The sequence below is a fragment of the Pseudomonas sp. F8002 genome (assembly GCF_013385495.1).
Taxonomy (GTDB): domain Bacteria; phylum Pseudomonadota; class Gammaproteobacteria; order Pseudomonadales; family Pseudomonadaceae; genus Aquipseudomonas.
Window position 1 is genome coordinate 254,901 of the sequence record NZ_JACAPW010000002.1, and the last position, 22,495, is coordinate 277,395.

At 61.4% G+C, this 22,495-nt stretch carries 19 protein-coding genes; 12 read left to right on the forward strand and 7 right to left on the reverse strand.

Going from position 1 to position 22,495, the window contains the following annotated elements; all coding sequences use genetic code 11:
- The first annotated feature begins 1 nt into the window (after window position 1).
- Complete coding sequence (locus tag HX811_RS03505; protein ID WP_003207458.1) at window positions 2–1,606, forward strand: ABC transporter ATP-binding protein; 1,605 nt, start codon at window positions 2–4, stop codon at window positions 1,604–1,606.
- A 71-nt stretch (window positions 1,607–1,677) separates the two neighbouring features.
- Here HX811_RS03505 and HX811_RS03510 read toward each other — a convergent pair whose 3' ends face one another.
- The gene (locus HX811_RS03510; protein ID WP_008435212.1) at window positions 1,678–2,523 is read right to left on the reverse strand and encodes an oxidoreductase; all 846 of its coding nucleotides are present in this window, start codon (window positions 2,521–2,523) and stop codon (window positions 1,678–1,680) included.
- Window positions 2,524–2,633: 110 nt separating this feature from the next.
- Between HX811_RS03510 and HX811_RS03515 the strand changes: the two genes are divergently transcribed.
- From HX811_RS03515 to HX811_RS03540, 6 genes are all read left to right on the forward strand, one after another.
- Window positions 2,634–3,545 (forward strand): LysR family transcriptional regulator, encoded by a 912-nt coding sequence (locus HX811_RS03515; protein ID WP_177044782.1) that lies wholly within the window; start codon window positions 2,634–2,636, stop codon window positions 3,543–3,545.
- Between the two features lie 96 nt (window positions 3,546–3,641).
- The gene (locus HX811_RS03520; protein ID WP_003207452.1) at window positions 3,642–4,172 is read left to right on the forward strand and encodes a sigma-70 family RNA polymerase sigma factor; all 531 of its coding nucleotides are present in this window, start codon (window positions 3,642–3,644) and stop codon (window positions 4,170–4,172) included.
- Entirely contained in the window at window positions 4,169–5,128 is a 960-nt protein-coding gene (locus tag HX811_RS03525) for a FecR domain-containing protein (protein ID WP_177044784.1), read from the forward strand. The genes HX811_RS03520 and HX811_RS03525 overlap by 4 nt, the downstream gene beginning before the upstream one ends.
- 96 nt (window positions 5,129–5,224) lie before the next feature.
- Window positions 5,225–7,693, forward strand: a complete 2,469-nt coding sequence (locus HX811_RS03530; RefSeq protein ID WP_371132349.1) for a TonB-dependent siderophore receptor — start codon at window positions 5,225–5,227, stop codon at window positions 7,691–7,693.
- A 156-nt stretch (window positions 7,694–7,849) separates the two neighbouring features.
- A complete protein-coding gene (locus HX811_RS03535; RefSeq protein WP_177044787.1) occupies window positions 7,850–11,293 on the forward strand; it encodes a hypothetical protein in 3,444 nt (1,147 codons plus the stop codon).
- A gap of 63 nt (window positions 11,294–11,356) precedes the next feature.
- Complete coding sequence (locus tag HX811_RS03540; protein WP_177045049.1) at window positions 11,357–12,181, forward strand: AraC family transcriptional regulator; 825 nt, start codon at window positions 11,357–11,359, stop codon at window positions 12,179–12,181.
- A gap of 1 nt (window position 12,182) precedes the next feature.
- Here HX811_RS03540 and HX811_RS03545 read toward each other — a convergent pair whose 3' ends face one another.
- The gene (locus HX811_RS03545) at window positions 12,183–12,770 is read right to left on the reverse strand and encodes a LysE family translocator (protein WP_177044788.1); all 588 of its coding nucleotides are present in this window, start codon (window positions 12,768–12,770) and stop codon (window positions 12,183–12,185) included.
- Between the two features lie 288 nt (window positions 12,771–13,058).
- Here HX811_RS03545 and HX811_RS03550 point away from each other — a divergent pair, with 288 nt between their 5' ends.
- On the forward strand, window positions 13,059–13,901 hold the full coding sequence (locus HX811_RS03550) for an alpha/beta fold hydrolase (protein WP_003207440.1): 843 nt from the start codon (window positions 13,059–13,061) through the stop codon (window positions 13,899–13,901).
- A gap of 6 nt (window positions 13,902–13,907) precedes the next feature.
- Here HX811_RS03550 and HX811_RS03555 read toward each other — a convergent pair whose 3' ends face one another.
- Entirely contained in the window at window positions 13,908–14,618 is a 711-nt protein-coding gene (locus HX811_RS03555; protein WP_008435219.1) for a FadR/GntR family transcriptional regulator, read from the reverse strand.
- A gap of 288 nt (window positions 14,619–14,906) precedes the next feature.
- Between HX811_RS03555 and HX811_RS03560 the strand changes: the two genes are divergently transcribed.
- Together HX811_RS03560 and gudD are read left to right on the forward strand one after the other, a co-directional pair.
- Complete coding sequence (locus HX811_RS03560; RefSeq protein WP_008435222.1) at window positions 14,907–16,256, forward strand: MFS transporter; 1,350 nt, start codon at window positions 14,907–14,909, stop codon at window positions 16,254–16,256.
- A gap of 10 nt (window positions 16,257–16,266) precedes the next feature.
- On the forward strand, window positions 16,267–17,616 hold the full coding sequence (gudD, locus tag HX811_RS03565; RefSeq protein ID WP_003207434.1) for a glucarate dehydratase: 1,350 nt from the start codon (window positions 16,267–16,269) through the stop codon (window positions 17,614–17,616).
- Window positions 17,617–17,618: 2 nt separating this feature from the next.
- Here the strand turns inward: gudD and HX811_RS03570 are convergent, their stop codons facing one another.
- Window positions 17,619–18,506 (reverse strand): NAD(P)/FAD-dependent oxidoreductase, encoded by an 888-nt coding sequence (locus tag HX811_RS03570; protein WP_177044789.1) that lies wholly within the window; start codon window positions 18,504–18,506, stop codon window positions 17,619–17,621.
- A 144-nt stretch (window positions 18,507–18,650) separates the two neighbouring features.
- Between HX811_RS03570 and HX811_RS03575 the strand changes: the two genes are divergently transcribed.
- Window positions 18,651–19,100: an Rrf2 family transcriptional regulator gene (locus tag HX811_RS03575; RefSeq protein ID WP_008435227.1), complete on the forward strand. Its 450-nt coding sequence runs from the start codon at window positions 18,651–18,653 to the stop codon at window positions 19,098–19,100.
- Window positions 19,101–19,113: 13 nt separating this feature from the next.
- On the opposite strand, the gene HX811_RS03580 is transcribed toward HX811_RS03575, so the two are convergent.
- Complete coding sequence (locus tag HX811_RS03580; protein WP_032899370.1) at window positions 19,114–19,731, reverse strand: TetR/AcrR family transcriptional regulator; 618 nt, start codon at window positions 19,729–19,731, stop codon at window positions 19,114–19,116.
- Between the two features lie 145 nt (window positions 19,732–19,876).
- Between HX811_RS03580 and HX811_RS03585 the strand changes: the two genes are divergently transcribed.
- Complete coding sequence (locus HX811_RS03585; RefSeq protein WP_008435232.1) at window positions 19,877–20,317, forward strand: hotdog fold domain-containing protein; 441 nt, start codon at window positions 19,877–19,879, stop codon at window positions 20,315–20,317.
- Between the two features lie 356 nt (window positions 20,318–20,673).
- On the opposite strand, the gene HX811_RS03590 is transcribed toward HX811_RS03585, so the two are convergent.
- Both HX811_RS03590 and nudK read right to left on the reverse strand, forming a co-directional pair.
- A complete protein-coding gene (locus HX811_RS03590; protein WP_177044790.1) occupies window positions 20,674–21,876 on the reverse strand; it encodes a lipase family protein in 1,203 nt (400 codons plus the stop codon).
- Window positions 21,876–22,463, reverse strand: a complete 588-nt coding sequence (nudK, locus tag HX811_RS03595; RefSeq protein WP_087692406.1) for a GDP-mannose pyrophosphatase NudK — start codon at window positions 22,461–22,463, stop codon at window positions 21,876–21,878. Before nudK ends, HX811_RS03590 begins: the two co-directional genes overlap by 1 nt.
- Window positions 22,464–22,495: the final 32 nt, after the last annotated feature.

Genomic DNA, 22,495 nt, shown 5'->3' on the forward strand with positions numbered 1-22,495 from the left:
GATGAATCAGGACAATCTGATCGAAGTCCGCGACCTCTCCGTCGAGTTCGTCGTAGGCAACAGCCACCAGCGGGTGGTGAACAACGTCAGCTTCGATATCAAGCGCGGCGAAACCCTGGCACTGGTGGGCGAAAGCGGCTCGGGCAAGTCGGTCACGGCGCACTCGATTTTGCGCCTGCTGCCCTACCCGCTGGCACGTCACCCGTCGGGCACGATCCAGTACGCCAACCACGATTTGCTGACCCTGAAGGAAAAGACCATCCGGCATATCCGCGGCAACCGGATTGCGATGATTTTCCAGGAACCGATGACCTCGTTGAACCCGCTGCACTCCATCGAGAAGCAGATCAACGAAGTGCTCGGCCTGCACAAGGGGCTTACCGGCAAGGTGGCCACCAAACGCACCCTGGAGCTGCTGGAACTGGTGGGCATACCCGAGCCCCATAAACGCCTCAAGGCGCTGCCCCACGAGCTGTCCGGCGGCCAGCGCCAGCGGGTGATGATCGCCATGGCCCTGGCCAATGAGCCGGAACTGCTGATCGCCGACGAACCGACCACGGCACTCGACGTCACCGTGCAGCTGAAGATCCTGGAGCTGCTCAAGGAATTGCAGGCGCGCCTGGGCATGGCCTTGCTGTTGATCAGCCACGACTTGAACCTGGTAAGGCGCATTGCCCACCGGGTATGCGTGATGCAAAAAGGCTGCATCGTCGAGCAGGCCGAATGCGAAAGCCTGTTCCAGGCGCCGCAGCACCCTTACACCCAGGAGCTGCTGGCAGCGGAACCCAGCGGCGGCCCCGCCACCAATGAAGTCGGCCCGCCGTTGCTGGAAGTCGATGACCTGAAGGTCTGGTTCCCGATCAAGAAAGGCTTCCTGCGCAATACCGTCGATTACGTCAAGGCGGTGGATGGCATCAACTTCAGCCTGCCCCAGGGCCAGACGCTGGGCATCGTCGGTGAAAGCGGCTCGGGCAAATCCACCCTGGGCCTGGCAATTTTGCGGCTGATTGCGAGCAAGGGTGGCATTCGCTTCGAAGGCCATCAGATGGACAAGCTCAGCCAGCAACAGGTGCGCCCGCTGCGCCGGGAAATGCAGGTGGTGTTCCAGGATCCGTTTGGCAGCCTGAGCCCGCGCATGTGCGTGAGCGAGATCGTCGGCGAAGGCCTGCGTATCCACAAGATGGGCACTGCCGCCGAGCAGGAAGCGGCGATTATCGCCGCGCTGAAGGAAGTGGGCCTGGACCCGGAAACCCGCAATCGCTACCCCCACGAATTCTCCGGCGGCCAACGCCAGCGCATCGCTATTGCCCGCGCACTGGTGCTCAAGCCCCGGCTGATTTTGCTGGATGAGCCGACCTCGGCCCTCGACCGTACCGTGCAGCGCCAGGTGGTGGAGCTGCTGCGCAACCTGCAGGCCAAGTACAACCTGACCTACCTGTTCATCAGCCACGACCTGGCGGTGGTCAAGGCCTTGAGTCACCAACTGATGGTGGTAAAACACGGGCAGGCGGTTGAACAGGGAGATGCACCCGCGATCTTCGCCAACCCCCAGCATGCCTACACCCGGCAACTGCTGGAGGCGGCGTTTTTGGTGCCCGGCCCCTAGCAGTAGAACCACCGTAGCAGCTGTCGAGCCCCAGCGAAGCGGCGGCTCGACAGCTGCTACGCCATTGGGTGTCAGAAATCGGTTGAGGCCGACAGTTCACGCCAGGCGGCGGTCTCTTCCTTGACGTAAGCCAGCTTGTCCTCGATCGCCTGCAACGTGTCGGTGCCCAGGGCCAGGCGCATCGGCGGATGCGGCGCTTCCACCAGCTTGATCATGGCCACTGCCAGCAGCTCCGGGTTACCCGGTTGCTGCTGGTTGTAGACCTTGGCCAGCTTGCGCACCTCGCCGGACGTGGCGGCGTAGTCGTCGATGATCAGGGGCGACTCCACCAGGGAGTTGCCATCCAGGAAGTCGGTGCGGAAATAACCCGGCTCCACCACCGTCACCTTGACGCCCAAGGGTGCCAGCTCTGCGTGCAGCGCCTCGCTCAACCCTTCAACGGCAAACTTGGTCGAGCAGTACGTGCCGAACCCCGCACCCGAACGGAAGCCGCCCACCGACGAAATATTGATCACGTGCCCGCTGCGCGCCTGGCGCATGAACGGCAATACACCGCGGGTGACATTGAGCAGCCCGAACACGTTGGTTTCATACAAGCGGCGAACCTCATCGGCAGACGCCTCCTCCACCGCGCCCAGCAGGCCAAAACCGGCATTGTTGACCAACACATCAATGCGCCCGAAGTGCTCAATGGCGGCACGGGCAACGTCGGCAGCCTGGGATTCGTCGGTCACGTCCAGTTGCACCGCCAGCAGCCCGGGTTGCTCACCGAAGCGTTCGGTAACGGTATGGGCGTTGCGGGCCGTCGCCACCACCGCATCACCGTGGGCCAGTGCTGCCGCGACGATTTTCGCGCCGATGCCCCGGGAAGCCCCGGTTACCAGCCAAACACGCTTGAAGGAATGTGCCGTTGTCATGATCCGTACCTGATGGAGTGAATGTGAAGCCAAGGTACGCTGAGGCATTAGCCTGAAAAACCGTCTCGTGCTACAAGCACTCTGAAACAGAATTTCATAATGGCTGACCGATGAACCTTGATCCCTTCAATGGCTTGACCGAATTTCTCGCCGTGGCCGAACTGAAGAGCTTCACCCAGGCCGCTGCACGCCTCGGCGTAACACCGACGGCGGTCAGCCATGCGGTGAAGACCCTGGAGAAGCGCACGGGTGTGGTGCTGTTCCAGCGCACCACGCGCCGGGTGGCGCTGACCGAGGCCGGCATGACGCTTTACAGCCGCCTGCGCCCCGCCGCCGGGGAGATTGACGAAGCGCTGGCGGCCCTCAGTGGCTACCGCGACCGGCCCATGGGCACCCTGCGGCTGACGGTGCCAAGGTTGTCGGGCACGTTGCTGATCGAGCCGTTGATCCCGCGTTTTCGCGAGGCCTTCCCCGATGTGGTGCTGGATATTTCCCTCGACGATGCCACGGTGGACCTGGTGACCGAGGGCTTCGACGCCGGTATTCGCCTGGGGGAATCCATCGACAAAGACATGGTTGCCGTGCGCCTGACCCCGGACCTGAACTGGTCGGTAGTGGGCTCTCCCGCCTACTTTGCCAAGGCCGGCAAGCCGACAACGCCGGAAGCGCTCACGGCCCATCAAACCATCGGTTATCGCTTCCTGACCTCGGGCATGGCACACCGCTGGGAATTCGAGCGGGCGGGCCGGGAATTTACGGTCGGCGTTCAAGGCGGGTTGATCGTCAATGACCGCAACCTGATGATCGCCGCCGCGCGGGCCGGCCAGGGCCTGGCGTACGTGAGTGATTTCGAGGTCATGGAGGACCTGGCTTCAGGCGCACTGGAGCCCGTGCTGCAATCTTTCGTACCGCCAAGCAGCGGGCTGTACCTGTATTTCCCCGCCCGAACCCAGAGCCAACCGAAACTGCGGGCCTTTATCGACCTGGCCACCGCATGGATTGCCGAAAAGCGTGGGCTCTGACAACGCCGCAAAAGCAAACCAATATCATTTGCGCAGTGCCCGGCCCTTTGGTTTAATCGCGACCAATTCTTATTTACGCCAAGGCTTCTGCGCCACATGGATACTGTGTCGACCCCGTCCACCTCGTTCAGCGACCTCTACGGCAATCACCATTCCTGGCTGCTGGGGCTGCTGCGCCGGCGCCTGAGCAATCGCTGGGATGCGGCGGACCTGGCCCATGACACCTTCATTCGGGTACTCAAGCGCCCGCCGGCCGACGCCGATGAGACGCGGGAGCGCTCCTACCTGGCCACCATCGCCCGGGGGTTGTGCATTGATCACTGGCGCCGGCGCCAACTGGAACAAGCGTGGCTGCAAAGCCTCGCGGACCGGCCGCAAGCCCTGCAACCGTCGCCGGAGCAGCGGGCAATCATTGTCGAAACCCTGTACGAAGTGGACGCCATGCTCGCGCGGCTGCCCCACAAGGTGCGCGAAGCGTTCCTGCTGGCGCAGTTGCACGGTACGCCCTACAAGCAGATCGGCGAACAGCTCGGGGTAGGCGAACGGATGGTGAAAAAATACCTGGCCCAGGCGCTGCTGCATTGTGCGGTGCTGGAAGCCGAACTGGACGGGATGCTCGTGGAGTGAACAGCCCCGGAAAGCTCAGCCATGCCAGCCCTGAGCAAGCGGCCCAATGGTACGTACGCCTGCAGGATCAGCCAGAGGCTGCCCAGCACTGGCAGGCATGGCTCGGGCAAAGTCCGGAACACCAGGCCGCCTGGGGCTATGTAGAGCGGGTCAGCCAACGCTTTGCGCCGTTGGCCGAGCAATCCCACAGCGCCAGCCGTGCGTTGCGCAGCTCTCGGCGCCAGACGCTCAAGACCCTGCTGGTGCTGTGTGCCGGTTCAACGCTGGCCTGGGGCACCTGGCGCAACACCGCCCTGCCCCGGTTGGTGGGAGGCTGGAGTGCGGATTACGCAACCGCCGGCGGTGAAACCCGCGAAGCGCTGCTGAACGATGGCAGCCGACTGTGGCTGAACGCCTTGAGCGCCCTGGATGTACGTTTTGACCGGGTCCAGCGCTTGCTGCACCTGCGTTTCGGCGAAGTGCTGATCGAGACCGCCAAGGACCCGAACCGCCCGTTCCTGGTGGAGACCCAACAGGGCCGCCTGCGCGCCCTGGGCACCCGCTTCAGCGTGTTGCAGGACGGCGACAGCACCGTGCTCAATGTGTTTGAAGGTCGGGTCGAAGTGCGCACCGCCGCCAGCCGGCAACAACGAATCATCGAGGCCGGGCAACAAGTGGCCTTCACCCGCGATGGGTTCAATCTCCATTCACCCGCATCCGCCACCCGTGAGGCCTGGAGCCGTGGCGTACTGCTGGCCGACAACCTGCCGCTTGGCCAACTGGTCGCCGAACTCAATCGTTTTCGCCCAGGCCACCTGGGCTGTGATCCAGCCGTGGCGCAATTGCCGGTAATGGGTTCGTTCCCCCTCAAAGACAGCGACCACGCACTGCGCCTGCTACAGGCCGCGCTGCCGATTCAGGTCGACACGCTCATGCCGTGGTGGGTCACGGTCAGGCCCAAACACCCAGGCACATAAAAACTTTCAGCCGTCAGTTCCCTTTTCCAAAACTCGTTCGGTTAACCCTGCAGATGCTTTCAATTCGCCGATCGATTTGATCCAAAGGGAATGTTCATGTCGCAACCCGTTCGCTTCACTTTGCGCCCGCTGGCGCTGGCCGTTACTGCTACCTTGTTGTGCCTGGGCGCGCTCGACGCGCAAGCCGCCGAGTCGCCGTCGACTCAGGAAACGGCCCGCCACTACACCATCGCCGCGGGTTCGTTGGTCAACGTGCTGAACAGCTTCGCCGAGCAGTCCGGGATCTTTTTCGCCGGCCACAACAGCCTGGCCAGCGGCAAAACCAGCCCGGGCCTCAACGGCAGCTACACCCCGGCCAGCGGTTTGCAACGGCTGTTGCAAGGCAGCGGCTTGCAGGCCGTGCCCCAGGGCAACAACGGCTACGTGCTGGAGTTGATTCCGGCCAACACCGGCGCCCTGGAACTAAGCGCCACCACCATCTCCGGCGAAGGCCTGGGCGCCACTACCGAAGACACGCACTCCTACACCACCGGCGCCATGGCTTCGGCCACCGGCCTGGCGTTGTCGATGCGCGAGACGCCGCAGTCGGTAACGGTGATCACCCGCCAGCAAATGGACGACCAGGGCTCCACCAGCATCGCCGACACCCTGCGCCGTGCGCCCGGTGTGAGCGTGCAGAACTACGACAGCGAGCGCTGGGAGTTTTCCAGCCGCGGCCTGCCGATCACCAATTTCCAGTACGACGGGGTCAACTCCACCTACGACGGCGTGTATGACTACGGCACCACCAGCACCGACATGGCGGTGTATGACCGCCTGGAAATCATCAAGGGCTCAGCCGGCCTGATGTCCGGCTCCGGCGATCCTTCGGCCACGGTCAACCTGATTCGCAAAAAGCCCACCCGGGATTTCAAGGCCTCGGTCACCCAGACCTTCGGCTCGTGGGACAACTACCGCACCGAAGGCGATATTTCCGGGTCTTTGACCGACTCCGGCAACGTGCGCGGGCGCTTCGTCGGCGTGTATCAGGATCGCCAGTCGTACCTGGACCACTACCAGAACACCAAAGATATCGCCTACGGCATCCTCGAAGCCGACCTGACGCCGGACACCCTGCTGACCTTCGGCATCGACCAGCAGGACACCCGCTCCCGTGGCGCCAGCTGGACCGGCTTCCCGATGTACTTCAGCAACGGTTCACGCACCGACTTCTCGCGGTCCTTCAACCCGGCCGCCGACTGGAGCCGTCGCGACTTCCAGAACCAGACCCTGTTTGCCTCGGTGCAACAAAAGCTCACGAACGACTGGTCGCTGAAAGTCAGCCTCGACCGCAAGCGCAGCCAGCACGACACCCTGCTCGCCTCCGCCAGCGGCGGCAACCCGGACCCGGTCACGGGCGACGGGATGTACATGTTCATGGGCAAATACAAGGGTGACCAGGTGCAAAACACCCTGGACATCAACCTCAATGGCCCCTTCAGCCTGTTCGGGCGCGAGCATGAATTGATCATGGGTTTCATGGCCACCCGCTCGAAACAGGACGTGCCGGTGTACGGCTCGATCTACCCGCCCGTGGGCGGCAGCATTTACGACTGGCGCGGCGAATACCCAAAGCCTGACATTCCCCGCAGCGGCCAGAACGACATCGTGCAACGCCAGACCGGCGCGTACCTGGCCACGCGCTTGAAACCCACCGATGACCTGTCGGTGATCCTTGGCACCCGCGTCAGCAACTTCAGCGGCACCGACAACACCGACTTCTACGACCCGACCAAGGCCGACAACCGTTTCACCTACCGCCAGACCGGCGTCGTCACGCCCTATGCCGGCATCGTCTACGACCTGAATGACATCTGGTCGGTGTACACCAGCTACACCAAGATCTACAAACCGCAAAACAGCAAGGACGTCGACCGCAAGTTGCTCGATCCGATTGAAGGCGATACCTACGAAGCCGGGCTCAAGGCCGCTTTCTTCGACGGCCGCCTGAACGCCAGCTTCGCCGCATTCCGCATCGAACAGGACAACGTTGCGCAGTACGTTTCCGGGTTTGAGACCGACTCGGTGTATCGCCCGATTGCCGGCGCCACCACCAAGGGCTTTGAAGTCGAACTGGCCGGTGAAGTGCTGGACGGCTGGAACGTCTCCGCGGGCTACACCTACCAGCACAGCCGTGACGCCAACGGCGATTACGTCTATGGCTCTGTGCTGCAAACCACCACGCCCCAGCAAGTGGTGCGGTTGTTCAACACCTATCGCCTGCCCGGCGCCCTGGAGAACCTGACCGTGGGTGGCGGCGTGAATTGGCAGAGCGAGTTCTTCGGCAATGTGTTCCAGCCCGATCCCAACGACTCGGTGAATTTCGGCCACAACTCACGCATTACCCAGGACAGCTACTTCCTGGTGGACGTGATGGCGCGCTACCGCTTCAACGAGCACCTGAGCACCACGTTGAACGTGAAGAACCTGTTCGACAAAAAGTACTACACCGGCCTGGGCAACTTCGGTACCGGTTTCTACGGCGAGCCGCGCAGCCTGCAATTGGCGACTCGCTGGGATTTTTGAGCCCAAACGCCAGACTGCCGTAGCGCTTGCAACGGCAGTCGACTCGGGCTACATCCCATCAGGAAGGTACGTCTTTTGTTCTGGCCCGGCCCATCCGACGATGCAGGCTCCGGTCGCCCATAGCACGTGGGCGACCTTGCACAGAGCCTGAACGCCATGGATGACTTACCCTTTCTGTCCCACCTGTTGAAGAATATTTCTCCCTCCGCCCTGGACCTGATCAAGCACCAGGCATTGCGCCTCAAGGACGATCAAGTGCTGATCGCCGAACTGATCGCCGGTTTGATCAGACTGGTTGCCCAAGGCACCACCCCGGCAACCGACCCCATCTTGATCAGCGTGCCGGAAAATACCATGCTCGGTCGCTGGGTGCGGCTCTTCTGTGACGCCATCGGCCGCCCGGCCTTCCGTGAGTGGGCCTCACGCCATGACCTGGAACTGGCGAGCCTGGTGTTTCGGGGCGGCGATCTGCAGGCCACGATCCTGGAAGGCACGGTCAAAACACCGTACACCTTCACCCTGGACAAAGACTCTGATTGGTGGCGCGTCGCGAATCCGATCCTGGAGGTGGTGCAGATTATCGATACGGTCAACGCCGGCTTGCCATTCATGGAAAACCTCGTCGAACCTCATTCGAGGACACTGCCTCTGAACCTGGTATTGCCCTTCTATGGCTACCCGTTACCGACCAATCATTTGCAGGCTCAGGTGATTCTCGAAGAGATCCATACCCTCGACACGCTGCCCGGTGTCGATGAAAGCGGGCGGCTCAAATCCACCCTGCGCAAGCGCTTGACCGAAGAGCAGCGGGATTACCAACAACTGGCCGATGCGCTGCAGACGCTCCTGGAACAAAGTACAAACGGCAGCCCGCCTTTCGATTGGCTGCAGCTCTACCTGCAACGATGCACGCTGGACTCGGACTCAATGTTGTCGAGCACCTTAAAGTACGCGGCACAGCTGCTTTACGCCGTGACGCAGGGCGAAGAGTTCGCGAGCCTCAACCCTGCCAGTCAAGGCGCTGCCCCCACTTACCGCTATTCCGTCGACCAAAAAGTAGTGATCGCCGTGACCGACGGCCGCGAGGCCAATACCTCACCTCTGGATCGCTCCAACAACTCAGCGCTGAATCAGCAATGGGATGAGCTGGAGCGCCTGGCCAATCTCGCCCATACCGACATATTGCCGGACGCCAGCCTCAGCCTGGCCGCGCTGATGACGGCGTATCGGCTACCCCGTCCTGCCAGTGCAGGGGACGTTCAGGTCCTGGTGGAACAACTGCGCGCCACCAGCGCAGCGACGTTTCCCTATGTCAGCTCGGCCGCCCACTCGTTGGTGGCCGTCAGCAAACACATGCGCCATATCGCAGTCCTCAATGACCGTTACACCATGCAAGCAGCACTCAAGTCGATCACCCTCGATACGCAGCTCACTAGCACCCTGGACATGACGTTCAACCTGGCGGCTGACTCGCCCTTTGCCATGCTGGTGGACAAAGGGGCGCAACTGCTCGCAGGTTTGCGCCAGGAATCGGCCTTTCAACGCGTGAGCGCCACCCGCCAATTCAACCTTGCCCGGGTGTATGTACTGAACGCGGACGGCGAACTCAGTGGTTACGCGCTGGACGATGCGCCCAAGGTACTCACCCGTGCGGACACACCGCTTTCAAGCCTGACCTCGATGGCCGAACCCCTGTTGGAACTGGCCCGCCAATCCGGCGGGCGCATCAGCACCAATGGCCAGGTCAGCTTGCGCCAGTTACTCAACCTCTACCAGATGGCGCTACCGGCTACCCGTGACGAAGCCCATGCCACGGCACGCATCCTGCGCATCCCGACAACCAAACAGCCACGCCACGGCAACTACTGGCGGGCATTGCAGGTGATGCCACTGCTGGCGGCGCAACGCAAACAGGTGCTGCAGACCGTCGCCGCCTTCCTGCCCAACCAGGACGTAAAACTGTTCGACTACCTGAGCGAAACAATCGTCGGCGAAAAAAACCGTGACCAGGTGCGCGCCGAGGCTGATCTGCTGCTGCACCAACTATTGGCATCGCCCCCGGCCCAGGCACTGGCCGCGCGGCTATCGGAAACCGTGGGCTGGTACGGTGAACACGCCAGCGCTGCAAACACCCGTGCCAGCAGAAACGCACTGTTGTTTGCCGCACTGATTCTCAGCCTGGACGCGAATGCTGGTAAGCAGCGGGCCACTGTCGCCGGCTATGACCTGACCGATTCCTACAACTGGGGCCTGACCTTCCATGAAGTCCGTAACGCCGTAGAAGCCATGGTCCAGTTCAAGGTCCTGCGCACCAGCGCCGTACCCATGGCCGCGCACCTGTTGCTGGCGGGCATCGCCCCGGAATTCCTGGTGCGGGACATCCCTGATGAGGTGTCGTACATGAGTTCCCATACCTGGGTACATTTCAAGCAATACGTGGACCTGATCGAAGCTGAAACACCGGGTGCATCACGGGCCATGCGCTTCACCGACTTCATGGCGGTGATCTACTTCATCATGCCCTCCCGCCGGGTTCGCCGAGGCAGTCTGCCGATCGTCGACTGGGCCGTGGCCAACGGAGTACTGGCCAAAAACGTTGATGGGCACAGTACCACGCAGAAGAATCGCGCCATTGCCGCGTTGAACGAGCAGCTCAACCAGTTGCAGATCAGTTCCGAGTTGAAGAAGAACGGGCATACCAGCCTGTATGAGATAGCCTTGCAGGATCTTCAGCGGGTGTTTGCCGGTAGCACCGATCTGGAGCGAATGGTCATACAATGGCAGGCCAGGCCTGGTAACCGCTCGGAGCCGGATATCGCCGCCAATACCGCCGTTTCCCTGGTTCAGTTGCACATGGCAGGCAAGCTGACCAAAGGCACAACGCAATGGCGCTCGACCCTCAAGGACGTTGATTTCGCCAGCATGGCGTCACGGTTCGATGAGTTGGGGTCAATCCATTCCACTTTCGCGGCCGAGTTCGAGAAGCGCTACACGGCGGTGCGCGCCGCGCTGCTACAGTCGATCGTGTATTGGATGTCACAACTGCCCCTGCTTAGCCGTAAAGGCATGGAATATGGCAGCCTGGAATTCCATCGCCTGCAAACGTCACGCACCAGTGCTGGCGGGCAGACATCGGGCATCGGGAGATTCGGGGTGCTGGTGTTGTGCAGGTACGCCGGCGACAAGCGCTTCTACGAATTTCTCCCAAAGCAACTGAAGGTTGCCCCATTACCGGGCCTGACCCTGCAAATATTCGAACAGGCCCTGCGCACCGGCAATACCCAAGGCAGCCCGCTGCCGATCGATTGGTCAGCGTACGCGCGCGGCACCATTCCCAACGGGCAGCAACACGCGACGGTCATTGCCCAACGTTTTGCCGAGCTGCCTGCCGTCTATGGGCCGGGCCCTGTGGTACCCAACACCTTCACCTCGCCACGCAGCCTGGCCATTGCCAGCATCGTGATTGACCAGCACTTGCTGGTAGGCGCCGATGAGGCGCGAGCGGCGGCGAAGCAACCCCTTTCCCTGGCAGACGCCATCAACGGCGTAGATCCGCGGATCGGTTTCCTGCGCAGAATGGAACCCGAAACCATGAAATGAAACGTTGCAGGCCGGTTTCTGTGTAATCATTCACTGCATTGTTTCCCGGTGAGACTTGTAGTGATGCGATCGCCCCTCGAACCGACTGCCCCGTCCTTCTGGCGCGACGAACGCCTGCCGTTCATTGAGGCTCGCACCATCGCCGACGGGCGGAAGGTCTGCTACACCCGCCACGCCCACGAGCACTTTTCCATCGGCGCGATCACGGCCGGGCAGAGCCTGTACATCCATGGGGCATCGACCTTCAAGATCAGCGCCGGCACCGTGGTCTTGATGAACCCCGGGGATGTCCACGCCTGCAACCCCATTGATGATCTGCCCTGGTCCTATCACATGCTGTATATCGATACGGCCTGGCTGACCGACCTGCAGCACCAGCTGGGTTTCAGCAAGGACCAGGACTTTCGACCGTTCACCGCCACCCACACCACGGATATCGCGCTGTACAGCGGGCTGAACGAGCTGTATGAGGTGCTGGTGGACAACCACGCCGAACACCTGCACAAGCAGAGTGCAGTGGTGAGTTTTTTCACCGAGGTGCAGCAGCGCCTCAATCCTTCGACAACCCCGGTGCGTGAGGTCAATCACAAACTGGAACGCGCCGCCGACTATATTCGCGAGCATTGCACCGAGGCCCTGAAGCTCGAAGACATTTGCCAGGCGGCTGAACTGTCGCCGTCGTACCTGATTCGTGCGTTCAAGCAGTATTACGGCATGACGCCCCACGCATTCCTGGTCAATCGCCGTATTCAGTTTGCCCGCACCCAGTTGCGCAGCGGCCAGTTGATTGCCGACGTCGCACTGGCGGCCGGCTTTTCTGATCAGGCGCATTTCCAGCGCACGTTCAAACAGCACCTGGCGGCAACGCCCGGGCAATATCGCGGCTGACTCAGGCCAGCAGCAGATACCCCACGCTGGCCACCAACAAGGCGGCCATCGAGCGATTGAACAGGCGCATGCCCCGGGGGTTGCTCAGGTAGCGGCGCAGGAACGTCCCGGCGTACGCCCAGCACGCCACCGACAAGTAGCAAATCACCAAGTAGATCGTCGCAAACAGCCAGACTTGCTGCGCATCGCCATCGGCGACAAACAGCCCCATGCCTGCCACACACGCCAGCCAGGCCTTGGGGTTGAGCCATTGCATGATCGCCCCATAGAGCATCGACGGCGCCGCGGCCGTGCCTTCAGCGTCCAGGCGCCCATCGTCCACTGCCAGCTTCCAGGCCATGTACAACAGGAACGCCACCCCGCCCCATTGAATCAGTTGGGTCAGCAGCGGCCAGCGCACCAGCACCTCATGCAGCCCCAGGCCGATCAACACCAGCAGCAAGGTGAATCCCAACGCGGCTCCAGCCACGTGCTTTTGACTGGCGGCAAACCCAAAGCGCGCCCCCGAACTGATGGCCACCACATTCACCGGTCCCGGCGTGATGGAGGTGGCCAAAGCAAAAGCGGCCATGGAAATGATCAAGCTCATTGCAGTTCCTTGTTGTTGTGCAGGTATGAGCTGAACCTTAAGGGGAGGACGGATCGCGGTATTGAAGAAAATGCCCCTGCCGGGAATGACCGAAAAAACCATCAGTTGAAACCCTTAGCCCACCCGCTGCAAAAGACAAATTTATTCCATTGATATAACTGTATTTTTCTCTTTCCAAAGGGCGTTTTTGATAGGAAAAAATGCGTGTTTCCCAAGGTAGGCACGGTGCTAGAGTCGAGCGCACATCTGGCCGGATGACCTCAACCTGCTCACAAAAAAGGAATCGCCATGTCACGTCGCTTATTGGCAGCTGCCTGCCTGTTGCTGTCCCTCTCCGGGGTTCAGGCCGCGGAACGCTGGGAAACCCTTCCGCCCACCCCGGCGCCGATTGCGGGGGCCAAGACCGGCTATGCCGCCGTCAATGGCATCAAGGTCTACTACACCAAGACAGGGCATGGTTCGCCGGTGATCCTGCTGCACGGTGGCCTGTCCAATTCCGATTACTGGGGCAACCAGGTCAAGGCGCTGGCTGCCAAACACACGGTCATCAGCCTCGACAGCCGTGGCCACGGGCGCAGTTCCCGGGACGAGAACCCCTTCGGTTACGACTTGATGGCCGATGATGTGGTCGCCGTACTCGACAGCCTGAAAATCCCCCGCGCCGATATCGTCGGCTGGAGCGACGGCGCAATCATCGGTATAGATCTCGCCCTGCGCCACCCCGACCGTATCGGCAAGGTGTTCGCCTTTGCCGCCAACACCCAGACCTCCGGGGTCAAGGATGGCGTAGAGAAAAACCCGACCTTCGCCGCCTTCATCGAGCGCGCCGGCAAGGAGTACGCCAGGCACTCGCCGACGCCAAAAGAGTACGACGCCTTCGTCGAGCAGATCAGCCATATGTGGGCCAGCCAACCCAACTGGACCGACGCGCAACTGGCGTCCATCAAGACTCCGATCCTGATTGTCGACGGCGACCACGATGAGGCGATCAAGCGAGAACACACCGAATACATCGCGGCGACCATTCCGGGAGCGGGCCTGCTGATTCTGCCGAACACCAGCCACTTCGCATTCCTGCAGGACCCGACGCTGTTCAATGCCGCGCTGCTGGACTTCCTGGACAGCAAATAGCCCCGCCTACTCTCCTGTCATCCGCTCCAGGCTGTTGCTCAAGTGCAACAGCATGGCGGCCCGGGCCGCGTCCGGGTCCTGGCGGCGGATGGCTTTCAGGATCGCCTCGTGCTCAAGGTTCGCCAGGCGCCCCAGTTCCATCAGGTCCGCGTCGCCGCGTTCCTCGGCATTGATCCGGGTGCGTGGGATTACCGAGTGGCCCAGGTGATAAATCACGTCGGTGAAATAGGTATTGCCGGTGGCCTGGGCGATCAGGCGATGGAAGCGCACGTCAGGCTCAACGGCACTGTCGTTGTTGGCCAGCGAGTCCTGGTAATCATCCAGTGCCTGGCGCATCTGCTGCAGTTGTTCATCGGTACGGCGCAAGGCTGCCAGGGCGGCTGCCTGGGTTTCCAGGCCCATGCGCAGTTCAAGAATGCCGCGCACGCTGGCGGCGGTGTCGTGGGTCAGGTGCAGGCCGTGGCGCTCGTCGCGCTCCAGCACAAAGGTGCCGACACCGTGGCGGGTTTCCACCAGCCCGGCGGCCTGCAATTTGGAAAGCGCTTCGCGCACCACCGTGCGACTGACGCCGTACTCGCCCACGATAGCGGACTCGGATGGCAGCTTCTCACCCGGCGCCATCTGTCCCAGGAGAATCTGCTGGGTCAATGCGGTGACAATGTCGTGGGCAAGGCCCGGGGAGCGCTTGCGATGAGGTGCCGAGCTGGGGTTTTGCATCAGGAATTCCGTTCTGGGGCGCCTGGCAATACTAGCATTCTTAGACGAGCCAACTTGTATGACAACAAACAAATACCTGTAGGAGCGAGCCTGCCCGCGAAAAAACCCGTCGCAGTGCAAACATTGCACCACACCGCGTAATCGTTGACGATTTTCGCGAGAAAGCTCGCTCCTACAGAGGGTTGCCATCTCTGAAAATGCAGTTGTATGATGTCTATCAAGTTGTCAGACATCTCCGGCAACCCAAATACGTCCCCGCACAACAATAATCAGTGGGAGTTTGACCTCGTGACCCCTTCCAGCCCTGCGACAGCTGCGCCTGCCACCGACCCGGTCCTGGCCCGCGCGATCAAGAAGGTGAAGAGCCATGTGCTCCCACTGTTCGTGATCATGTTCATCGTCAACTACATTGACCGCGTCAACATCGGCTTTGTGCGTACCCATATGGAGCACGACCTGGGCATTGGCGCGGCCGCCTACGGCTTCGGTGCCGGGTTGTTTTTCATCGGCTACGCGCTGTTCGAAGTGCCGTCCAACATGCTCCTGCAAAAAGTCGGCGCGCGCATCTGGCTGACCCGCATCATGTTCACCTGGGGCATCACCGCCACATTGATGGCCTTCATTCAGAACGAAACCCACTTCTACATCCTGCGCTTCCTGCTGGGCGTGGCCGAAGCCGGCTTCTTTCCCGGGGTGATCTACTACTTCACTCGCTGGTTGCCCGGCGTCGAACGCGGCAAGGCGATTGCAATCTTCCTCAGCGGCTCGGCCCTCGCCTCGCTGATCTCCGGCCCCTTGTCCGGCGTGCTGCTGCAAATCACCGGGCTGGGCCTGCATGGCTGGCAGTGGATGTACATCATCGAAGGCATGGCGTCGGTGCTGCTGTGCTTTTTCGTGTGGTTCTGGCTGGACTCCAAGCCCCACGACGCCAAGTGGCTCAGCCTTGAAGAAAAGGATGCGCTGGTGGGCGAGATCGACCGCGAACAGCGCGAGCGTGACGCCGCCACCACGGTCAAGCCGACCCTGGGCAAGCTGCTCAAGGACCGTCAGATCATGCTGTTCTGCGCCCTGTATTTCTGCATCCAACTGACGATCTATGCCGCCACTTTCTGGTTGCCGAGCATCATTAAAAAGATGGGCGACCTGAGCGACATCCAGGTGGGTTTCTACAACTCCATCCCATGGTTGATCTCGATCATCGCGATGTACGCCTTCGCGGCACTGGCGGGCAAATTCAAGTTCCAGCAAGCATGGGTCGCTGCGGCACTGTTGATCGCCGCCGTCGGCATGTTCCTTTCCACTACCGGCGGGCCGATCTTTGCCTTTATCGCCATCTGCTTCGCGGCGATCGGCTTCAAGTCGGCGTCCTCGCTGTTCTGGCCGATTCCCCAGGGTTACCTGGATGCACGCATCGCCGCGGCGGTGATCGCATTGATCAACTCCATCGGCAACCTCGGCGGGTTTGTCGCGCCCACCACCTTTGGTTTCCTGGAACAGACCACCGGCTCGATCCAGGGCGGTTTGTATGGCCTGGCGGGCACTTCGATCCTTGCGGCCATCCTGGTGTTTTTCGCCAGGACACTGCCCGGCCCGACCACCAGCAGCGTGCTGCAACCCGCCCCCGTCTTGAGCAAATAAGGACTACACGATGAACACAGAACACCAGCACCACGCCAACAGCGCCCCGGTCGTTACCGGCCTGCAAGTCATCCCGGTGGCCGGCCACGACAGCATGCTGCTCAACCTCAGCGGTGCCCACGGGCCGTTTTTTACGCGCAATATCGTGATCCTTACCGACAGCGCCGGCCGTACCGGCGTCGGTGAGGTACCCGGCGGCGAACGCATCCGCGAGACCCTGGAAGACGCCCGCAGCCTGGTGATCGGCAAGCCCATCGGCCAGTACCAGAGCATCCTCAATGCCATGCGCCAGACCTTCGCCGCGCGGGATTCGGCGGGCCGGGGTTTGCAGACGTTTGACCTGCGCATCACCATCCATGCCGTCACGGCGATGGAAGCCGCGCTGCTGGATTTGCTCGGCCAGTTCCTCGAAGTCCCGGTGGCTGCCCTTCTCGGCGAAGGCCAGCAGCGCGACGCGGTGAAGATGCTCGGCTACCTGTTCTACATCGGTGATCGCCAGCAGACCGACCTGGCCTATCGCAGTGAAGACGATGCCGAAGACTGGTTCCGCCTGCGTCATGAACAGGCCATGACGCCCGAAGCCATCGTGCGTCTGGCAGAGGCGGCCAAGGCGCAATACGGCTTCAATGACTTCAAGCTCAAAGGCGGCGTACTGCGCGGCGGCGACGAAATCGAGGCGGTGACTGCACTGGCCGAACGCTTCCCCGATGCGCGCATTACCCTGGACCCCAACGGCGCCTGGTCACTCAAAGAAGCCATCGCCCTGTGCCGCGACCAGCATCATGTGCTGGCCTATGCCGAAGACCCTTGCGGCGCGGAAAACGGTTACTCCGGGCGCGAAGTCATGGCCGAATTCCGCCGTGCCACCGGGCTGCCCACCGCCACCAACATGATCGCCACCGACTGGCGGGAAATGGGGCATGCGATCCAGTTGCAGTCCGTGGATATTCCCCTGGCCGATCCGCACTTCTGGACCATGCAGGGCTCGGTGCGCGTGGCGCAGATGTGCCACGAATGGGGCCTGACCTGGGGCTCGCACTCCAATAATCACTTCGACATTTCCCTGGCGATGTTCACCCAGGTGGCCGCCGCCGCGCCGGGGGAAATCACGGCCATCGACACCCACTGGATCTGGCAGGACGGCCAGCGGTTGACCAAGGCTCCGCTGAAGATTGTCGACGGCCACATCAAGGTGCCGGCCAAACCGGGCCTGGGCGTGGACATCGACATGGACGCCGTGGCCCACGCCCATGAACTGTACAAAGGCATGGGCCTGGGTGCGCGCAATGACAGCGTGGCGATGCAGTTCATGATTCCGGGCTGGACGTTCGATAACAAGCGGCCGTGCCTGGTGCGCTGACCTCAGTTGAAGATCATCGAAAAGTGCGCGCCCACCCCGGCGCGCACACCCTCGCCGACCGCCAGCGCCACCGAGCCGCCGGCCAGGTTGGCATCGCCGCAGGCAAACACACCGGGCACGGTGGTCTGGCGCGTCTCGTTGGTCAGCAGGTAGGGCCCGGTCGGCCCTTCGACAAACTCACAGCCCAACTGCTCGGCCAATGGGCTGGCCATGCGCGTACGGGACAGGGTGAAAATACCGTCCAGCGCGATCATCCGCCCGTCTGCCAATTCCACATCCGCCCGCTCACCGACAATCCGCCGCACCGCCGAGCTTTCGACGCTGACCCCGCGCCGATCCAGTTGCGCCTGCTGCTCGGCATCCGGCACAAATGCGCCGTTGGTAAAGAGCGTGGTGGTGCCCCAGTCCGGCAGCAGCATCGCGTGATGCATGGCCAGCGGCGACGTCGCCAGCACGCCGATGCGGCCTTGATCCAGTTCATAGCCGTGGCAATACGGGCAATGGAACACATGCTTGCCCCAGCGCTCCTTCAACCCCTCGACCTCGGGTAACTCATCCACCACGCCGGTAGCGAGGATCAAGCGTTTAGCGTTGAACTCACCGTTGCAACGGGTTTGCACCACGAAGCCATCCTGGTTTCGAATCGCTTCAACGGCGGTGTCCTGCACCCAGGTCACCGTCGGATATTCCATCAACTGCCCTCGCCCTTCGGCAGCGATCAGCTCCGGCGGCTGGCCATCCTGGCTGAGGAAACCGTGGGACGTGGCCGCAAACCGGTTGCGCCGCTGCCCGGCGTCAATCACCAGCACCTTGCGCCGAGCCCGCGCCAGTTGCAGCCCGGCGGACATTCCGCCGTAGCTGCCGCCCACGATAATCACGTCGTAAACCATGAAGATGACCTCTCTGGTGGCCCTTGCATCGGTTGCCGGGCACTCACGACACACCATAAGTTACATAAAAATACCTCGTCAAGCATCTCGCAACTCCAATCGTTACGAACGATACTTTCGGGCAGGAACTCCAGAGGCTTGCAGATGAGAAACGACACCCGGCTTTCGCGCATGCTCCATGTGCTGATCCACATGGGCCGCCACGAGGAACGCGCCACCTCGGAGACCATCGCGCAGATGCTTGGTACCAACGCGGTGGTGGTACGCCGCACCCTGGGCCTGCTCAAGGAGAAAGGTTATGTGCGTTCGGAAAAAGGCCATCAGGGTGGCTGGATGCTGGGCAAGCCGCTGAGTGAAATCACCCTGCTGGACATCCACAATGCCCTTGGCACGTCGTCGATCTTTGCCGTCGGCCTGTCCACCGATCATCCGCAATGCCTGGTGGAACAGGCCGTCAATGCGGCGCTGAACCAGGCGTTTGACGATGCCCAGGCGTTGCTGCTGCAGCGTTTGGGAGAGGTGACGCTGGCACAGTTGGCGGATGATTTTGACGAGCGCTATCGGGTGGCGATAACGCCCGCACCCTGTGCGTGATGCACGCGACGCCCTAAGCGCCGCCCACCGAGCGCCACGCTGCCTCGGCCAGGGTTTCCCGGTACACCCGAGGGCTACTGGCCGAGCGCCCGGCCAGCCAGGCACGGCAGTAGCTGTCGGCCTGGCCGATGATCAGTGATGGCAAGAGTTCGGCGGGCACCTGGCTGAGCTGATCACCCCGTCCAGGCAGCACCATCCACTCCTTCAGCAACGCATTGCGCGCCTGATTGCGGCTTTCCAATTCAGCGGCGAACGGGCCCTTGGTCACCGCGAAATGCGCGTGGTACTGAAAGCGCGCCCACTGCGGTTCGCTGTCCACCCAATCGACATAGCTGTGGACCAGTGCGTACACCCCCTCCTTCGCCGTTTTGGCCGATTCAAGGTAGCGCCCACGCAATTCGGCCTGATCCTCCAGCGCGGTAAAAAACAGCGCGGCGACCAGGCCTTCCTTGTTGCCGAAGTGATGATAAATGGCGCCGACGCTGGTATCGCAGCGCGCGCGGATCATCTCGATGGTGGTGGCTTCAAGGCCCTGCTCGTTGAACAGGTCCAGGGCTGCCTTGAAGATATCGCGCTTCAATTCGGCCCTTCGGCCAGGGAAGCAACGCTGAAGCAGATCCGGAGTTTGCATTCTGAACAGGAACTCAGTCAGTGAAGAAGAACAAGCCCGGGCAGCTTGACAGATTTCCCATGGGCAGAATACTGTTCCGTTACAGAACATTATTCTGTAACGGAACAATATTCCGTAAAATTCATTTAATCAGCGAGGCAGCACCATGAGTCAGGCCCTGAGCATGTTCAACAGCGTTGGCCCCGAAGCGTTCAGCAAACTGGCGTGCCAGATGGCGCCCTACTTCAGCACCATCAATCCGTTGATGACCCAGTTGCGTCCGGGGTTTGCCTCGGTGGAAGTGCCGTTCAGCAAGGCCATCACCAACCACCTGGGCACGGTGCATGCCATTGCCATGTGCAACGCTGCGGAGTTGGCGGCGGGAACCATGACGGACGTTTCCGTGCCGGCGGGTGCGCGGTGGATTCCCAAGGGGATGACGGTGGAGTATCTGGCCAAGGCCAAGAGCAGCGTGACGGCGACGGCCAATGGCGAAGGTATCGACTGGCAAACGGCGGGTGACAAGGTGGTGCCGGTGGAGATGCTGGATGCGGAGGGGAAATTGGTGTTTACCGCGCGGATTATCATGAATGTGAAATTGGGGTGATGGGGTTGGGGGCATATCCGTGGCTGCGGTTATGGCCGCTATTGGGTTGCGCTCTCACAGCGGCCTACCAGCCGGCTTGAGTGGGGTGAAGCAACCGCAAAATCAAAGGCGGACACGGTCCAAATGTGGGAGCGGGCTTGCTCGCGAAGGTCGTTAACGATGACGTGGGTATCCTGATTCAACGTGGCGCTCTCAGGTTTCTCGCGAGCAAGCCCGCTCCCACATAAAGCGGCGGAGGCAGCTCCCTTTACTTACTTTGGGCTGGGCCGGCATTCCGGCTTTTCCAAAGTGACTCGCTGTAAGAGCGAAACCATAAGTCGCCGTTACCCAAATAACGGATATACCCCCCAAAAAAGCTACCCCCCACAATTCCCACCAATCACCTCCCCCGCAAACGCCTTACGCACAAACGGCGTCGAGTCCACGAGCGAACCATTGACCGTAGCGGAGTGATCCAGCTCAGGATAAAAATGCCATTCAATCCGGTCCCCGACCTTGCACGCATCCCTGACCAGCGCCTTTTGCCCCGGCACAAACACATCCTGATCCCGCCCCCCCGTACCGACAAAAACCGGAATATCCGTCTTCAACGTCGGATACGCCGACTCACGATAAACCTTGTCGAGCGCCTCTTTCGGCGACCGCTTGAAACTGTCATTGAAGCTGAGCCCATCAGCCATCACCCGCTGCTCAATGGCATGCAAACAATCCCGCCGGCTGCTCTCAAACGCAGGCACTGCACGCTCGCTCAAGTAATCCGCAGCCACAAACCCAGGATCAAACAACGTGACAGTACTCAGCCGCAGCAAGTTATAGGCAAAGGTCGGCACCACCGAACTACGGGCCTTTTCCAACTCGGCACTGCCTCCCGTTTTATGGGTGGCCGCGTAAGGCGTACCGGTCGCCACCACCCCCACGATATCCAACTCGGGCGCATAGTCTTTCGCATAGACCGCCGTGGCAAACGCAGCACGGCCACCCTGTGACTGCCCGAACACCACCACACGTTTGGACAGTTCGAAACCACCCGCCCCTACCGCGCGAATGCTGTCGAGCACCCCATAGGCCAGCGGACTGGTCAGCCCATACGGATGCAGGCCAGGCGTCCCAAGCCCCTGGTAATCGGTAGCGACAATCGCGTAGCCCTGAGCCAGCCAATAATTGAGATAGCGCGTATCCCGAGGGCTGCGACCGGCGAACGACGGCGCGCAGATATCGGCACTCCCCACCGTGCCGTGGGCCCACGCCATCAGCGGCCAGCCACCCGGCGGCGGTGTGCCCTTGGGCAGGAACAGCGCACCGGAAACGACAATCCGTTTATGGGTATCGAGACCGTCGGTGGACGTGTACAGGATGCGAATATTCTGCCCCGCCTCGACCAGGCTTTGCTGATCGGTCAACGGCTCGCTGCGCAGCATCCGCCCGGGTGACGCGGGCACCTTGTCCGCCCAGGTATAGAACGCGGGAACACCACCATCACCGACGGGTGTTTGCGCAGCGCTCACACCACTGCATCCCGCCAGCAACACCGCCAGCGCAAGCGATAACCGACGCGACATCACCAGCCCTCTTTCAACATCCGCAATTCAAGGTACTGCAACAACATGATGGTCTTGCCGTCGACGATCTCGGCACTGTCCACCATGGCCAGGGCCTCCTCGAATCCCAACTCCAGCACTTCGATATCCTCACCTTCATCCTCCAGCCCGCCGCCATCACTGACTCGGTCGCCAGGCTGATATTCGCCGATGAAAAAGTGAATGCGCTCGGTCACCGAGCCCGGGCTCATGAAGGCCGAATAGATCTTTTCTACATGGCCCACACGGTAGCCCGTCTCTTCTTCCGCCTCCAGGCGAATGCGTTCCTCGGGGCTGGCATTGTCCAGCAGGCCGGCGGCAGACTCGATCAGGTAACCGTGGTAGCCGTTAACGTAGGTAGGCATGCGGAACTGGCGAATCAGCAACACCGTGCGCCGCTCGCGGTTGTACAGCAGGATCGTCGCGCCATTGCCCCGGTCATAGATCTCCCGGGTCTGGGACTGCCAACTGCCGTCGCGGCGGCGCAGGTCAAAGGTGTACTTTTTCAGCACATACCAATTATCCGAGAGCAGTTCTTCGGCGTGGATGCGGACGGGACTGTTTTCCATGGCAGGACCTTTTTGTCTTGTGTTATTCAGCA

What these genes read in the sequence shown, in the direction of transcription:
- HX811_RS03505 (WP_003207458.1), top strand. Translation starts at nt 2, where the DNA reads ATGAATCAGGACAATCTGATCGAAGTCCGCGACCTCTCCGTCGAGTTC.
- HX811_RS03510 (WP_008435212.1), bottom strand. Translation starts at nt 2,523, where the DNA reads ATGACAACGGCACATTCCTTCAAGCGTGTTTGGCTGGTAACCGGGGCT.
- HX811_RS03515 (WP_177044782.1), top strand. Translation starts at nt 2,634, where the DNA reads ATGAACCTTGATCCCTTCAATGGCTTGACCGAATTTCTCGCCGTGGCC.
- HX811_RS03520 (WP_003207452.1), top strand. Translation starts at nt 3,642, where the DNA reads ATGGATACTGTGTCGACCCCGTCCACCTCGTTCAGCGACCTCTACGGC.
- HX811_RS03530 (WP_371132349.1), top strand. Translation starts at nt 5,225, where the DNA reads ATGTCGCAACCCGTTCGCTTCACTTTGCGCCCGCTGGCGCTGGCCGTT.
- HX811_RS03535 (WP_177044787.1), top strand. Translation starts at nt 7,850, where the DNA reads ATGGATGACTTACCCTTTCTGTCCCACCTGTTGAAGAATATTTCTCCC.
- HX811_RS03540 (WP_177045049.1), top strand. Translation starts at nt 11,357, where the DNA reads ATGCGATCGCCCCTCGAACCGACTGCCCCGTCCTTCTGGCGCGACGAA.
- HX811_RS03545 (WP_177044788.1), bottom strand. Translation starts at nt 12,770, where the DNA reads ATGAGCTTGATCATTTCCATGGCCGCTTTTGCTTTGGCCACCTCCATC.
- HX811_RS03550 (WP_003207440.1), top strand. Translation starts at nt 13,059, where the DNA reads ATGTCACGTCGCTTATTGGCAGCTGCCTGCCTGTTGCTGTCCCTCTCC.
- HX811_RS03555 (WP_008435219.1), bottom strand. Translation starts at nt 14,618, where the DNA reads ATGCAAAACCCCAGCTCGGCACCTCATCGCAAGCGCTCCCCGGGCCTT.
- gudD (WP_003207434.1), top strand. Translation starts at nt 16,267, where the DNA reads ATGAACACAGAACACCAGCACCACGCCAACAGCGCCCCGGTCGTTACC.
- HX811_RS03570 (WP_177044789.1), bottom strand. Translation starts at nt 18,506, where the DNA reads ATGGTTTACGACGTGATTATCGTGGGCGGCAGCTACGGCGGAATGTCC.
- HX811_RS03575 (WP_008435227.1), top strand. Translation starts at nt 18,651, where the DNA reads ATGAGAAACGACACCCGGCTTTCGCGCATGCTCCATGTGCTGATCCAC.
- HX811_RS03580 (WP_032899370.1), bottom strand. Translation starts at nt 19,731, where the DNA reads ATGCAAACTCCGGATCTGCTTCAGCGTTGCTTCCCTGGCCGAAGGGCC.
- HX811_RS03585 (WP_008435232.1), top strand. Translation starts at nt 19,877, where the DNA reads ATGAGTCAGGCCCTGAGCATGTTCAACAGCGTTGGCCCCGAAGCGTTC.
- HX811_RS03590 (WP_177044790.1), bottom strand. Translation starts at nt 21,876, where the DNA reads ATGTCGCGTCGGTTATCGCTTGCGCTGGCGGTGTTGCTGGCGGGATGC.
- nudK (WP_087692406.1), bottom strand. Translation starts at nt 22,463, where the DNA reads ATGGAAAACAGTCCCGTCCGCATCCACGCCGAAGAACTGCTCTCGGAT.